At 63.9% G+C, this 13,452-nt stretch carries 13 protein-coding genes and 1 tRNA gene; 6 read left to right on the top strand and 8 right to left on the bottom strand.

The window, feature by feature from the left end:
• Window positions 1-15 precede the first annotated feature (15 nt).
• The 6 genes from CFR71_RS09775 to CFR71_RS09750 all read right to left on the bottom strand — a co-directional run bounded on the left by CFR71_RS09775 (window position 16) and on the right by CFR71_RS09750 (window position 4,777).
• Window positions 16-927: a biotin/lipoyl-binding protein gene (locus CFR71_RS09775; protein ID WP_110530592.1), complete on the bottom strand. Its 912-nt coding sequence runs from the start codon at window positions 925-927 to the stop codon at window positions 16-18.
• Between the two features lie 29 nt (window positions 928-956).
• Window positions 957-1,151 (bottom strand): DUF1656 domain-containing protein, encoded by a 195-nt coding sequence (locus CFR71_RS09770; protein ID WP_075624918.1) that lies wholly within the window; start codon window positions 1,149-1,151, stop codon window positions 957-959.
• Complete coding sequence (locus tag CFR71_RS09765; RefSeq protein WP_110530589.1) at window positions 1,151-3,376, bottom strand: FUSC family protein; 2,226 nt, start codon at window positions 3,374-3,376, stop codon at window positions 1,151-1,153. The genes CFR71_RS09770 and CFR71_RS09765 overlap by 1 nt, the downstream gene beginning before the upstream one ends.
• Window positions 3,373-3,849 carry a MarR family winged helix-turn-helix transcriptional regulator gene (locus CFR71_RS09760; RefSeq protein ID WP_110530587.1) on the bottom strand — a complete coding sequence of 159 codons (477 nt, stop codon included), beginning with the start codon at window positions 3,847-3,849 and terminating at the stop codon, window positions 3,373-3,375. Before CFR71_RS09760 ends, CFR71_RS09765 begins: the two co-directional genes overlap by 4 nt.
• Window positions 3,850-4,047: 198 nt before the next feature.
• Entirely contained in the window at window positions 4,048-4,488 is a 441-nt protein-coding gene (locus CFR71_RS09755) for a hypothetical protein (RefSeq protein WP_110530585.1), read from the bottom strand.
• A 40-nt stretch (window positions 4,489-4,528) separates the two neighbouring features.
• Window positions 4,529-4,777, bottom strand: coding sequence for a hypothetical protein (locus CFR71_RS09750; protein WP_110530583.1), 249 nt, complete (start codon window positions 4,775-4,777; stop codon window positions 4,529-4,531).
• 99 nt (window positions 4,778-4,876) lie between these two features.
• Between CFR71_RS09750 and CFR71_RS09745 the strand changes: the two genes are divergently transcribed.
• The 6 genes from CFR71_RS09745 to CFR71_RS09720 all read left to right on the top strand — a co-directional run bounded on the left by CFR71_RS09745 (window position 4,877) and on the right by CFR71_RS09720 (window position 9,104).
• Window positions 4,877-5,998 carry an ABC transporter ATP-binding protein gene (locus CFR71_RS09745; protein ID WP_110530581.1) on the top strand — a complete coding sequence of 374 codons (1,122 nt, stop codon included), beginning with the start codon at window positions 4,877-4,879 and terminating at the stop codon, window positions 5,996-5,998.
• 58 nt (window positions 5,999-6,056) lie between these two features.
• Complete coding sequence (locus tag CFR71_RS09740) at window positions 6,057-7,166, top strand: extracellular solute-binding protein (RefSeq protein ID WP_239020348.1); 1,110 nt, start codon at window positions 6,057-6,059, stop codon at window positions 7,164-7,166.
• Window positions 7,163-7,654 carry a hypothetical protein gene (locus tag CFR71_RS09735; RefSeq protein ID WP_110530579.1) on the top strand — a complete coding sequence of 164 codons (492 nt, stop codon included), beginning with the start codon at window positions 7,163-7,165 and terminating at the stop codon, window positions 7,652-7,654. The genes CFR71_RS09740 and CFR71_RS09735 overlap by 4 nt, the downstream gene beginning before the upstream one ends.
• Before the next feature lie 29 nt (window positions 7,655-7,683).
• Complete coding sequence (locus CFR71_RS09730) at window positions 7,684-8,205, top strand: YcgN family cysteine cluster protein (protein WP_408891825.1); 522 nt, start codon at window positions 7,684-7,686, stop codon at window positions 8,203-8,205.
• Window positions 8,202-8,915 carry a M48 family metallopeptidase gene (locus tag CFR71_RS09725; RefSeq protein ID WP_110530578.1) on the top strand — a complete coding sequence of 238 codons (714 nt, stop codon included), beginning with the start codon at window positions 8,202-8,204 and terminating at the stop codon, window positions 8,913-8,915. Before CFR71_RS09730 ends, CFR71_RS09725 begins: the two co-directional genes overlap by 4 nt.
• A 100-nt stretch (window positions 8,916-9,015) precedes the next feature.
• Window positions 9,016-9,104: transfer RNA gene (locus tag CFR71_RS09720), tRNA-Leu, on the top strand.
• Between the two features lie 329 nt (window positions 9,105-9,433).
• Here the strand turns inward: CFR71_RS09720 and CFR71_RS09715 are convergent.
• Both CFR71_RS09715 and CFR71_RS09710 read right to left on the bottom strand, forming a co-directional pair.
• Window positions 9,434-11,737, bottom strand: a complete 2,304-nt coding sequence (locus CFR71_RS09715; RefSeq protein ID WP_165832086.1) for a GH92 family glycosyl hydrolase — start codon at window positions 11,735-11,737, stop codon at window positions 9,434-9,436.
• A gap of 264 nt (window positions 11,738-12,001) precedes the next feature.
• On the bottom strand, window positions 12,002-13,360 hold the full coding sequence (locus CFR71_RS09710; RefSeq protein WP_110530576.1) for an L-serine ammonia-lyase: 1,359 nt from the start codon (window positions 13,358-13,360) through the stop codon (window positions 12,002-12,004).
• Window positions 13,361-13,452: the final 92 nt, after the last annotated feature.

Here is a 13,452-nt window from a genome sequence, read left to right as displayed (position 1 = left end):
GTTGTGCCTGGCGCCTTACAGGTGGTCTTGCAACCACGTCGTCAGATGACCGCGTTGGGTACGGGACTGTGGGCCGACGCTGATGGTCGCCGTCATGCCCGCGGCAAGGGTGATGCTGTCGGGAACATGATCCAGATGGATGCGCACCGGAATACGCTGCGCCAGACGGACCCAGGTGAAGATCGGGCTGACGTCCTGCAGGCCCAGCCCGTCGGGCCTGCCGTTCTGGTCATTGATACCACGCGCGATACTGACGACATGGCCCGGCAGGATGTCCTTGTATCCCATCAGCTTGACGCGTGCCTCGTCACCGACATGCACGCCCCACATCTTGGTTTCCTCGAAATACCCGTTGACCCAGTAGGAGTCGGCGTCAATCACCGCAAGGCGCGCATGCCCCGCCGTGACGTAATCGCCCACCCGCAGGTTCAGGTTGGTGATGTTGCCGTTGACCGGCGAATACAGGATGGAACGCTGCAGGTTCAGCTTTGCCAGGTCCAGCGCGGCGCGGGCGCCATCGACGGCCGCGATCTGCGTCGCCACGTTGGAGTTGAAGACTTCCTGTTCTTCAACCGAGACGATGCCACCCAGTCCCATGCGGCGGCGGGCATCGTTCTGCCGGAGCTTCAGGTCCTCCAGCGCGCCGTCAAGGCGGGCCTGCGCCTCGCGGATGGCAAGGTGGAAGCGGACCGGGTCAAGAACGAAAAGGGGATCGCCCTTGTGGACATACTGGTTGTCCACGACAGGAAGCTGGACCACCGTGCCGGAAACTTCGGGGGCGACATCGACGACATAGACGCGCACACGTCCGTCACGTGTCCACGGGGCAATCATGTAGGTGTCCCATAAGGTGACGCCCATGACGATGGCCATCGCCACGACCGCCAGGGTCAGTACCACACGGATCAGGGTGCGCAAGAGAGGCATGGTGGATTCTCGAACCTTTTCGGCGACAGTCAGATGTACAGGATCATCAGGCAGAGGACGCAAGTGTAGAGCGCGACCTCGAACAGGGCGAGATGCCAGAACCATTTCATGACACCGCTCCACCATAAAAGGGAGCGCAGCAGCATGGTCACAGGCAGTGCCGCGATGGCATAGACGACAATCGGTGCCATGAAGACACCGAAGAGATTGAATTCGGTCAGCATCAGGCGGATCTCATTCCGAACGGGCCAGTCGTGGACGATACGGGCAGGGTCAGGCGGTTGTGGGCGCCGGGCATATCCGCCGCCATCTGTAGCGGACCATGGCGATGGAAGAAACCGGGGATTGCCCCGATCAGCAGGGATGCCTGCTCCAGGCAGGCGGCGATGCGGCGTGTCGGCGTGTGCGCCGGCAGGCCGCGCCGGTCCAGGTGCGACATCAGCGTCAGCGCCGTGGCGCGCAGGGTCTGGACCGTGACGGAGGGGTTGCTGCGCAGGTAACGGAATGCCGACAGGGCCTCCACCACGCGGGTCCTGTCTTCCTCATGGATGGCGGGGGACAGGGCGAGCACGCGCAGGCGCACCAGCACGCGACCCAGCGAAACCGCCATGAAGGCCGCATCCGTCAGCTCATAGACCCGTCCCGGCGACGAGACGAGGGAGAAGCGCTGTATGATGCGCAGGATCTTCTGCATCTGCAGGTTTTCCCAGACCGGCCATTCAACCTGCCGGTTCAGGGGGCGGAGCGCCAGGCGTTCGGTCGCCCGCGCGATGGAGGCGACCAGCCGCCCCGAGTCGAGCCGGTGATTGGCCGGCAGTATGACGCGGAACACCAGCGCGATCGACACCACGCCAAGCAGGAAGGCCAGCCATGTATTCATCAGCGACAGGTCGCTGTAGGTGATGGGGTTGCGGATCTGCACCATGGCGTTGAAGAACACGGCATAGCCGAACCCCCGCATCGCATGGCGCGGATGGAACTGGATCCATATCCCCGGCAGCAGGCAGATCGACAGCGACAGCCACAGCAGGGGATAGCCGTCGATGCGCGGCAGCATGAAGGTCTGGCAGATGAAGGCGGCGGGAATGGCCGCCAGCGTGCCGCTGGCGAACATGACGCTGGCGCGCGAGGCAAGCGGGCTGGTCGCCAGCAGGCACGATGCCGGGATCAGGTAGGTCAGCATGTTCGCCCCATGCGTCCAGCGGCATATGTACCAGAACAGGCATCCCAGCAGGGTGACGAACGCGCCGCGCGTGCCGTTGCGCAGGGCGGCGGGCCAGTCGAAATAAAGCTTCAGCGCGATGGGACGGACATGTTCCTGCGGTCCCATGAAATCATCCAGCGCGGCGCACAGCTGTGCCAGGACGTCGCGTTCATTGTCGATGAAGGCGATCGTCGGCAGGTCCTGCGTCTGTTCCCCCAGTTCGTCGAGTTCGGCCATCGCGCTGCGGATGCGCCTGCGGATGGGACGCATGTTGTCGCGTGCTTCCAGATGCAGGTCACCGGCCGGAAGGGTCGCGAAATGACGCATGATCTGCTGGCGGATCTGGCGTGCCTGACGCGCCTGCGCCGTCAGCGGCGGCTCGTCCTGCCAGATCGGGTGATGCGCGCTCAGCAGGCCCAGCAGGCGCGCGACCCCGCCCCGCAGGCCGTTGGCGCGCACGCTGACGCTGTAATTGTCGGCCGCGGCGTATTCGATCGCCTCCACCAAAGCATTGGCCTGCGACAGCAGGCGCGCGCGCTGGTCGTACGACGTGATGGACATCGCGCGAAACGACAGCGGCTGCCCCGCGTCGTCGGGCATGGAAGTCGGATTTTCCCATGACGGGTCGATGGACTGCGCGAAATGGGACGTGATGTTGCGCAGCACCTGGTCGATCTGGCGGATGACCTTGTCAGGGTGGCTGATGTTGGTCAGCAGGAAGACGAAGGCCGTGCTGAGGATCCCGACCGTCACCGCCGACAGGCGCGACATGGCCGCCATGAAGATGTGGTCGGGTTCGCTGAACGCCGAAACCGAAATCAGGATGATGGTATAGCCCGTCAGCACCGCGGCATACGCCTTGTAAAAGCGCAGGAGGGTGGAAACGCAGCATGCCAGCCCGATGATGAATGACAGCCCCATGAAATACAGCAGCGGGGACTGCGGAAACAGCGCCATCAGCAGGATGGCCGACGTGGCCCCGATGATCGTGCCAAAGATACGCCATACGCTTTTGGATACCATGGCGCCGACGACCGGGTTCGCCACGATCAGGACCGTGGTGACCGAGGACATCGGCGTCTGAAGCTGCAGGTCGAACGCCAAGAACAGCGCAAGCCCCACCGACAGCAGCGTGCGGATGCTGTAGGCAATGGTCGGGCGCACCGTTTTCCATTCGGGGAAAACGAACGTACCGAACCGCAGCAGGGGTTGCGATAACGCGCCGTGGGGTGGGATCAGCCTCATGAAGGGACGGCGGCCTCCGCCCCCATGCGGGTGGTGCACAGGTTTTCCTCGATCCGGTCGAACACGGAATAGCACGCGGTCAGTTCGGAATCGGAAATCCCCGACAGCAGGCGGTGCGATACGGCGTCCACCGCGTCGCGCACCTGGCGTTCGATCCGCTCGCCCTCTCTCGTCAGGCGCACCAGCTTGGAACGGCGGTCCTCGTGATCGCGGGACCGGAAGACAAGGCCCCTGCGTTCCAGCACGTCAAGCAGGCGGGCAACGGATGGCGCCTCGATTTCAAGGGCGCGCGCCAGATCGGTCTGGCGCACTGGCGGCAGGAGCAGCCCAAGATACAGAACCGGCCGCCACGTGGCCTCCGTCAGGCCGTAATCGCGCAGGTCATGGTCCACCTGCCGCCGCCATGCCGTGCCAAGGCGCGCCAGCCTGCGTCTGAAGGACCGTTCTCGTTCGAGGCGCTCGGTATCGGCCATTGCATCCTGCCAGCCGGGTTGGAAAAAATCGTAAGCATGCAAACTATTCGTCTGCTTACGATCACGTGCAGTCGCACGTTTCCAGAAAAAGCATCCGGGAGCCAATGCAATTTCGTCATGAATGCCATCTGACAATGATGTGCATCAATCCCGGATGGTATTTCAGGCTGGCGGAGGCGGCGGCCCCCGGTGGGGACGTCAGGCGCGGGGGCGACGTCCGAAGATGGTCTGGAACAGGTTCCAGATCGCGCGGCCGGTATGGCGCGTCACCGGGCCGGCCAGCGTGCCGACCACGGCGGACAGGGCCACCGTCTGGCGCAGTTCGTTAAGCGCGTGTTCGCGGGCGAAGCGGACACGGATTTCCTCGGGCGTCATATAGGACCGCCGCCCCATGAACGCGAACATGAACGCTGCAAGGATGTCCGCCGCGAACACCGCGACAGAAGCGCCAAGCACGCTGAAGCCGAGGGTCTGGTAACAGAACGCCCACAGCAGGGCGTGGCCGGTAATGGCCGCGAACCCACCGAAAACGGCCGCGACAACCAGAAAAGCAGCCTGACGGCCAAGGCGGATGGCCATCAATTTGCGTAGGGTAAGTTCCCCGTCGATGATGGTCTTGCCGATTTCGCCTATTCTCATTGCTGTCGCGTGTCCTCTGGTTTCGTCAGGCTACCAAGCCTTATTTCGTGGCGCGGCCAAGAAAGTAGCCGATTGCCGAAAAAATGGCGATAGCCAGAAATGAACGTCCGCGCGAGCGGGGTTTCGCGGGGGATTCGGCGATTTCACGGGCGTTGGAGGCAAGGTGCTCGGCCTTTTCGACGGCGCTGTGCAGCGCCTGCTTGCCATGCGAATGCAGCAGGTTCTCGACATGGGACTTCAGCGCCTGAAGGTCTTCATGCGTGACGTGCTTGATATCTGTCTTGGTCATTTTCTTGTCCTTGCAAAGGGGCGGGCCCGATGATCCTCTGGTAAGGAGGAAGGAAACACTTATAACCCATTCTCTGGATAGTCAGGTTTCTGTTATCGCATGCCTCCTTTCTCCTCACGACTGGTTGTTCGCAATCTTGTCACGGCAACGGACGCCGCCCCCATTTCCTTCGGCGTGGGGGCAGGGGAGTGCCTGGCCCTTCTTGGAAACCGGGGCGGTTGCCTGTCGGCGGTGGCGGATTCGCTTGCGGGACACCGGCCACTGCTGGACGGCAACGTCGAGGTGGGGGGGATCGATGTCTCCGGCCGTCCGCCCCTCACGCGGATGTGTGGGTTATGGAGCGCGCGCGACCCGCTGTTCGCGCACCTGACGGTTTTTGGCAACCTGCTGTTTCCCCTGCGCGTGCGCGGGGTTGGCCGTGCCGACGCGCATGCACGGGCGCGGCAGGCCATGGCGCTGCTGGGGCTCGATGGCATGGAGGAGATGTTCCCCGCCGCGCTGGATGCCCAGCAGACCCTGCGTGCCGGGCTGGCGCGGGTGCTGGTGTCGGCGCCGCCGGTCATCGTGCTGGATGATCCTTTCGCCGCCCTGTCGGTGGATGTCCGCCATGCCATGCGCGGTTTCCTTGGCCGGCTGGTCCGCGCGCGCGACCTGTGCGTGGTGATGACCACCTGCGATCGGGAGGACGCGCTGGCGATGGGCGAGCGCATCGGGCTTTTCGATGGTCCCGACCTGTTGCAGGTCGGCACGGCGGCGGACCTGTTCGACCGTCCCGCATGCGATCGCGTCGCCACCGGCTTTGCCGACGCCAATGCCCTGACCGGGCGGGTGGCGACCATAGACGAGGATGTCGCCATCGTGCGCCTGCCGGGGGAACTGACGGTGCAGGCGATGGCGGCGCCCGGGCTGGAGGAGGACGCGCTGTGCACGGTGTGCGTGCGCCCCGACCGCATCGCGACGCTGTTTCCCGCGCGGCCCGGGGCGATGGGGATGATGGCCGCCGACGATGGGGAGCCCGCGATGCTGCCAGCGGTGCTGGTGGACATGCGGCATATGGGCAGTTACATCCGCATGCGGCTGAGGCTGTCGAATGGCAAGGAGCTTCTGGTGCGTCGCGCGCCGCTGCAGATCGTGTGCGGGGTGGAACCGGGGCGTCCGGCCCTGCTGGCGTGGCAGGCGGCGCAGGCGATTGCCTTTCCGTTCAGGCATGAAATGCGCTAGCGTCCGGCATGCCGTCTTCTGAAGGTTCTTTCATCTGTCTTTCCTGCCCTCCTTTCCGATGAATCCCCTGCGTCACCTGTCCTGTGGATTTTCGTCCCGCCCCGCGCGCCTGTTTGTCATGGCGGCGCTGGGGGCGGCGGTCTGCATGTCGGTCCCGCTGGCCGGGCATGCCCGCGTAACGTCCGGCGCGCGCGTCCGCCACCTGGCCGCTTCCATCCCCACCCTGACGGTGGCAACGCAGGACGATGCGCTGGGAAAGGCGCAGGACCGCGCCTATTTCCAGCCTTTTGGCAGGAAGGAAGGGCTTCGCGTCATCCGGCGGGTCTGGGATGGGCAGGTCGCCACGCTGCAGGCCCATGCCGCGACGGAGGGTCGGCCCGCGACATGGGCGCTGGTCTTTGGCGAGGACAGCGCGATTCGTGCCGCGTGCATGCAGGGCAGCCTGGTCCGGCTGGCGGGAAGCGCGAATAATCCCGACGGGTGTGGCGTGCCGTCGATGCAGCCGGCCATCGTCCTGGCCTGGGATCGTGGATGGCGGCCATCGCCGCCGCGCTGGGCGGATTTCTGGAACGTGGTGCGCTATCCGGGCAAGCGCGGGCTGCGCCGGGACCCGCGTTCGACGCTGGAAATCGCGCTGATGGCCGATGGCGTTCCCCCGCAGGAGGTTTACGGCGTGCTGTCCACCCCCGACGGGGTCGATCGCGCCTTTCGCAAGCTGACGCAGCTGCGTCCCTATATCACGTGGTGGTCCACGCCTGAGGAATCCGCCCGGATCATTGAAAATGGGGGCGTGCTGATGGGCAGCGTCTTCAGCAACGAAATCGCCACCCTGCCGTCGCGCCGCCACGATATCGGGGTGCAGTGGGGGCAGAGCCTGGGGGACCGCCTGTCATGGGCGCTGGTGCACGGGACGGCCCCCGCCATGGCCGGGCACGCGCGCGACCTGCTGCATTATGTCGTCCAGCCCGCGCAGGTGAACCGCTTTGCCGCGCTGTATCCGCCAGGGCAGGTGACCGGACAGGCCGCAGGACAGGCCCCGGCAGGATCCGCGACGGCCAGCGCCGGGCGCGAGGCGGCCGTGGAACTGCCGATGAACCTGGAATTCTGGGGCGCGCACCTGCCGGACCTGTCGCAACGTTTTGCTGACTGGCTGCGTGGACCGGCATGATGCCGCATTCGCCTGTCCTTGTCGCCGGTCCGTTTGATACCCTTATCCTCGATACGGCGGTATGCGCCGTAACCGCGTTCATGCTGATGGTGCTGATCGTGGGAACGTGCATGATGGCGCGATCGCGCAGGGCGTGGATATCCGCGGGCATGCGGGGCGTGCTTCTGGCGCTGCTGCTGCCGGGGGTGGCGGGGGCGGCGTATCTGCCCCTTTTCATGCCCCGTGCCGAAGGGCTGGTCCTGTCCGTGCTGCAGGGGGTTCTGTTATGTCCGCTTGTGACGCTGTTTCCCCTGTGGGCGCTGGAACGGCTGCCCGCCAACGTATCGCGCACGGCATGGGGGCTGGGGGCGGGGCCATGGATGCAGGTGCGCATGCTGTGGCTGCCGCTGCTGGGGCCGGCGCTGATGCTGTCGGCCTGCGCGGGCGTGGTGACGTCCCTTATGGCCGCCATGGCGGATCTGGGGCGCGGCATGGGCGTGGGGGGATGAAAACATGACGGGACATGGGGGCGATGGCCATGGATGACGGCACGAGGGAAGGCGCGGGCGCGCGTCCCTTCTGGATGACGGTTCCCCTGTCGCAGATGACCCGCGAACAGTGGGAATCCCTGTGTGACGGGTGCGGACGGTGCTGCCTGCACAAACTGCGCGATGACGAAACGGACGAAGTCGTCTTTACCGATGTCGCCTGCCGGCTGCTGGATACGACAACGTGCCTGTGCACGGATTATCCCCATCGCCAGCGCAGGGTGCAGGACTGCATCAGCCTGACGCCGGCCATGCTGGACGATATCGACTGGCTGCCGCCCACATGCGGATACCGCCTGATTCACGAGGGAAAGCCCCTGCCATGGTGGCACCCGCTGGTTTCGGGCCGGGCCGAAACCGTGCATGAGGCAGGCGTTTCGGTCAGTGGGCGGGTCATCAGCGAACGCCGCGCCGGCGCGCTGGAGGATCATATCGTGCAGTGGCCCGGCGAATGCCCCCCTGGCGCCGAATGCGTCCGGAAACCGGGATGCCTGACCCGTTCTGACAGATGACGGCTGATGGCGGCGGGACCGAGACCGTGGCCATCGCCAGCGGGCAGGTCACGGTCTGCTGGCGCCGATCGACACGGGCGCGGCGTATTTCGATGCGTATCGACGCGCGGAGCGGACATGTCGTCCTGACCCTGCCCCCGCGTGGCCGGCGCGAAGATGCGCTGGCCTTGTTGCGGTCGCATTCGTCCTGGGTCGCGGCCAACCTTGCGCGCGTGCCGCAGGCGCCGCGCTGGCGCGACGGGGGGCATATCCTCCTTGACGGACGTCCGCATGCCATCCGGCATTGCCCGCAGGCCCGTCGCGGCGTGTGGATCGAAGGCGATGTCGTGCATGTCAGCGGGGAGGCGGAGTTTCTTGTGCGGCGGCTGACGACCTTCCTGCGTGAACAGGCGCGGACGCGGCTGGGGGCCTGCCTTGAGACGCTGGCGCAAGAGGCGGGGCTGCGTCCCGCCCGCCTGACCATCCGCGATACCCGCAGCCGCTGGGGAAGCTGCACCGCCGATGGCGCGATCATGCTGTGCTGGCGGCTGGTGATGGCCCCGCGGGAGGTGCAGCATTACGTGATTGCCCATGAGCTTGCGCATCTGCGCCATATGAACCACGGGCCGGATTTCTGGATGCTGGTGGATCGCCTGACCCCACATCGACGCCATGCCGAGACATGGCTGCGCCGGGACGGGGCCGTGCTGCTGCGTGACATGCAGGAATGAGGGCGGCGAGAATTCTGGCCCCGGTGATCGTGAAATATCACACGAACCCCGAGAGGCCGAGTTGTCCTGTCCGATGTGTGTGCTAGAAGATGCCTTATGGGCGAGCTTGGCGGAATGGTAGACGCACGAGACTTAAAATCTTGCGCCCGTTAACAGGGCGTGCGGGTTCGAGTCCCGCAGCTCGCACCATGAATGGGCCTGTTTCATCTGTTCCGGATCGGGACGATGATGCCGGTTGTCTTTACGATCCATGGGGCCTGTGAAAAGAACGCATCCGTAAAAATGATAAAAGTTTTTGGGTGCCGCCTTTTTTCAAAAAGGCGGCGTTCTTCGAAGCTTTTTGGAAAAAGCTTCACCAAAAACTTTTAAATGATGCAGGGGATATTTTGGGACGTCGTCCTTTCGGGACAGATATTCAAAATACCTGATTGAGACACATATTTTTCAATATATATCGCAAGCTTCCTGCCGGAAGAATCTGGCCGCCGCTGTCGACCAAATCCTTCCAGCGCAAATCATCATTTTTCAGGAACGGAGGGCTCGTGGCCCGGTTCGGCCTGCATGGTGAAATGCAGGGTGCCACCCTTGAGGATATCCTGCTGTCGCAGGTTCAGCAGATCCACCGGCCTGCCGTTGAGCGTCACGTGACCGACATAGGGATGCGCCGTATCCATGTTGTCCGCCACCATCGTAAAGGTCCGGCCATTGGGCAGGTGCAGCACGGCCTTTGGCACGAAGGGACGGCCAATGACATAGACATTGCTGGCGGGCGCCACGGGATAGAAGCCAAGCGCGGTAAAAAGATACCATGCCGATGTCTGCCCTAGGTCGTCATTCCCCGCCAGCCCGTCGGGGCGGGCGCTGTACTGGCTGTCCATGATCTGCTGCAGGCGCTGCTGTGTCTTCCACGGTGCCCCGGCGTAATCATAGAGATATGCGATATGGTGGCTGGGTTCGTTGCCGTGCGCGTACCAGCCGATCAGGCCGCTGATATCTTCGACGTCCTTGAAAATCGCCGGATCAACCTTCGTATCGAACAGTTCATCCAGCCTTGTGACGAATTTCGCGTTCCCGCCCAGTGTCGCGATCAGGCCCGGCACGTCCTGCGGCACGGACCACAGATACTGCCATGCGTTGCCTTCGGTATAATCGCTGCCATAGGCGGCGGCGGCGGGGTCAAAGGGTTCGTGGAATTCGCCGTTGCTGAGCCTGGCGCGCATGAAGCCTGTCTTGGGGTCCCATACATTGCGCCAGTTGCGCGCGCGTTTTTCGAATTCGGCCGCGATTTCGGTCTTGCCCATCGCCCGGGCCATCTGCGCCAGCGACCAGTCGTCATAGGCGTATTCCAGCGTCTTGGACGCTGCCTCCGCCTCCTTGTCGATCGGGACGTAACCCAGCTTCATGTAATCCGCCAGATCCCCGTACGGGCCGTATGTCGCGCTGGCGACCATGGCCTTGAGCGCCGCCTCCGCGTCAAAGCCCCGCACCCCCGCCAGATAGGCATTGGCGATGATCGGCACCGCGTGATAGCCGGTCATGCACCATGTCTCCAGCCCCTGGTACGACCAGATCGGCAGGACGCCGACCGGGCTGGCCTGCTGCGCCGCGACGAGGGAGCGCACGAACTGCGCGCTCAGATCCGGGCGCAGCAGCGCCATCAGCGGCTGTTGCGCGCGATAGACATCCCATGTTGACCATGTCGAATAGAAGTCGAAGCCGTTCGCCCGGTGGATTTCCTGATCCGGTCCGCGATATTCACCATTCGCATCCATGCTCAGCGTGGGGGCCAACATCGTATGGTACAGCGCGGTATAGAACTGCGTTCGCTGGTCCTGCGTGCCGGAGACATCGATTATCGACAGCGTTTTGTTCCATGCCGCAAGTGCCGCGGCCCGGCGGGCATCGAAATCCCACCCCGTGCCTTCCTGGTCGAGGTTGGAAATGGCGTTGGTCTCGCTCACGGGGGAGATCGCGACCTTGACCTCCAGTGGTCTGTCCAGCGTGCCGAAGTCGAATACGCCTTCCACCGCGCGTCCGCTCTGGGCGTCATGGTCCTCGGGGCGGTATCCCGGCCCCCTGAACCCGCGATAGGTCACGTTCGTTTCGCGATTGTATAATGCGCGCGACACCATCGGCTGTGAAAAGCGCATCGCAAAGCACATCGTCCGGTCCGGCGCCCAGCCGCGCGTCGTGCGGCAGCCTGACACCGTGCCGTCGGAACGCACGCGCAGGCGCGACCACAGCACCTTGCCGGGATAGTCATAGATGCTGGGCCGCAGATCCAGCAGGACATGCGCCGGCCGCCCCGTGGGGAAGGCATAGCGGTGCCAGCCCACGCGGCGTCCCGACGTCAGTTCGGCATGGATATCGTAATCCGCCAGCGTCACGGCGTAATATCCGGGCTGCTCGACCTCCGTATCGTGACTGAAGCGCGAGCGGTAGCCGCTGCCCGGTTTTGCGGGATCGCCCGGCTCCATCCTGACATCGCCGGAAATCGGCATCATCAGCACGTCGCCAAGGTCGGAATGTCCCGCGCCGGTGAAATGGGTATGCGAAAATCCCATGATGGTGGGATCACCATACTGGTAACCGCCCGCCCAGTTATAGGCATGTTTGAAGTCCGGCATGGCGGTATCGGGCGAGGGCTGGATCATGCCGAACGGCACTGTCGCGCCGGGAAATGTGTGCCCCGCGCCCCCCGTGCCGATACGCGGATCGACATCGGCGGCGGGACCGCTGATGGTGGCCGCCATCCCGGATGAAAGCGACGGCATGACCGCCAGCGCGGTGGAAAGGCAGGAAAGCACCAGGCGACGCTTCATGTGGAACCTCGGTTCGGCGGATGGATCGTTTCGGGCAAGAGGGTCTGGGGGATATCGCCCGCTTCTGGATTGTTACGGTATCTTATCGCCAATTCTGCCCGGATAAACCCCATGAAAAGAGAGCGGTCCGAAAGGCCGCCCCCGATAATCCCCTGAAATAAGTCATAAAAGTTTTTGGTGAAGCTTTTTTCAAAAAGCTTTGAAAAGACAGCATATTCCCGGGAAAGGGCGACACCCGGAAACTTTTGTTTTTCCGACGGTCGCTCAGCATTCCGGGAAATTGATCGCCAGTCCGCCCAGTGACGTTTCCTTGTAACGGTGGTTCATGTCGCGCCCGGTTTCCGCCATGGTGCGGATGACCTGATCCAGCGAAACGCGATGGTCGCCATCGCCTCGCATGGCCAGCGACGCGGCATTGATTGCTTTTATGGCACCAAATGCATTTCTTTCGATGCAGGGAATCTGCACCAGCCCGCCGACCGGGTCGCAGGTCATGCCCAGATGATGTTCCATTGCGATTTCGGCCGCGTTTTCCACCTGCGACGGGGTCGCCCCCAGCACTGCCGCCAGCCCTGCCGCCGCCATGGAGGAGGCGACGCCCACCTCCCCCTGGCATCCCACCTCGGCGCCGGAGATGGAGGCATTGAGCTTGAACAGTCCCCCCAGTGCGGCCGCCGTCAGCAGGAATTCCCGCATGCCTTCGCGCGTGGCGCCGGGACAGTAATCCCGGTAATAGCGCAGGACGGCGGGCACCACGCCCGCCGCGCCATTGGTGGGGGCGGTGACCACGCGCCCGCCCGCGGCATTTTCCTCGTTCACGGCAATGGCGAACAGGCTGACCCAGTCCATGATTTCATGCGGCAGGCTGCTGTTCAGCTTTTCCCGCTCCCGCAGGCGTTCATACAGCGCGCCCGCGCGGCGCCTGACCTCCAGCTTTCCGGGCAGGATGCCCCGGCTGGCAATCCCGCGTTCGATACAGTGCATCATGACGTCGATGATCCGGTCCAGATGGGCCACGACGACCTCTTTCGGGCGCAGGGCGGTCTCGTTGCGCAGCACGATGTCGGCTATGCCCAGCCCGTCGCGGCGCGCCAGGTCCAGAAGCTCCTTTCCAGAACTGAAATTATAAGGGACTTCCGGCATGGTGTACGAAGTGCTCTCGGCCGCGTCTTCCGAGACGATGAACCCACCGCCGACCGAACAGAAACGCGCATTTTCCAGCAGTCGCCCATCCCGGTCGAATGCCGTGAACTGCATGGTGTTCGTGTGGACGGGGGGTCTGGTTTCCTTGTCGAGCACGATGTCGTGCGCGGGCTGGAACCTGACCGTGGCGGGGCCGATGGAAATGACGCCTTTTCGCCATATCTCCGCGACCAGCGCGTCCGCCTTTTCCGGGTCGACCGTTTCGGGCCGTTCCCCGCACAGGCCAAGGATGACGGCCTTGTCCGTTGCATGGCCCGTCGCGGTCCATGCCAGCGAACCATAGAGCGTGACCTGAACATGGGCCAGACCATCACGTCCGCTGATGCTCTCCATGAACCGTCGCGCGGCACGCATCGGGCCGACCGTATGGGAGGAAGAGGGACCGATGCCTATTTTGAAAATATCGAAAAGACTGATCATGACCGTTCCGGTGGCGATATGGGGGCAGGGTGTGGGTTTACATGCGACAGGCCTGCATCACAGGGAATAGGCATGTGGCGATTCCTGAGTCC

The organism is Novacetimonas pomaceti, from assembly GCF_003207955.1.
In the GTDB taxonomy this organism is placed as follows: Bacteria; Pseudomonadota; Alphaproteobacteria; order Acetobacterales; family Acetobacteraceae; genus Novacetimonas; species Novacetimonas pomaceti.
Note: the sequence above shows the minus strand (reverse complement) of the source record. Positions and strands in the feature narration are given on the sequence as shown.

Bases quoted from the DNA above. Each gene is read 5' to 3' on its own strand.
- CFR71_RS09730 (WP_408891825.1), top strand. From the start codon at position 7,684: ATGGATGACGGCACGAGGGAAGGCGCGGGCGCGCGTCCCTTCTGGATG.
- CFR71_RS09710 (WP_110530576.1), bottom strand. From the start codon at position 13,360: ATGATCAGTCTTTTCGATATTTTCAAAATAGGCATCGGTCCCTCTTCC.
- CFR71_RS09770 (WP_075624918.1), bottom strand. From the start codon at position 1,151: ATGCTGACCGAATTCAATCTCTTCGGTGTCTTCATGGCACCGATTGTC.
- CFR71_RS09755 (WP_110530585.1), bottom strand. From the start codon at position 4,488: ATGAGAATAGGCGAAATCGGCAAGACCATCATCGACGGGGAACTTACC.
- CFR71_RS09715 (WP_165832086.1), bottom strand. From the start codon at position 11,737: ATGAAGCGTCGCCTGGTGCTTTCCTGCCTTTCCACCGCGCTGGCGGTC.
- CFR71_RS09740 (WP_239020348.1), top strand. From the start codon at position 6,057: ATGAATCCCCTGCGTCACCTGTCCTGTGGATTTTCGTCCCGCCCCGCG.
- CFR71_RS09765 (WP_110530589.1), bottom strand. From the start codon at position 3,376: ATGAGGCTGATCCCACCCCACGGCGCGTTATCGCAACCCCTGCTGCGG.
- CFR71_RS09750 (WP_110530583.1), bottom strand. From the start codon at position 4,777: ATGACCAAGACAGATATCAAGCACGTCACGCATGAAGACCTTCAGGCG.
- CFR71_RS09725 (WP_110530578.1), top strand. From the start codon at position 8,202: ATGACGGCTGATGGCGGCGGGACCGAGACCGTGGCCATCGCCAGCGGG.
- CFR71_RS09775 (WP_110530592.1), bottom strand. From the start codon at position 927: ATGCCTCTCTTGCGCACCCTGATCCGTGTGGTACTGACCCTGGCGGTC.
- CFR71_RS09760 (WP_110530587.1), bottom strand. From the start codon at position 3,849: ATGGCCGATACCGAGCGCCTCGAACGAGAACGGTCCTTCAGACGCAGG.
- CFR71_RS09745 (WP_110530581.1), top strand. From the start codon at position 4,877: ATGCCTCCTTTCTCCTCACGACTGGTTGTTCGCAATCTTGTCACGGCA.
- CFR71_RS09735 (WP_110530579.1), top strand. From the start codon at position 7,163: ATGATGCCGCATTCGCCTGTCCTTGTCGCCGGTCCGTTTGATACCCTT.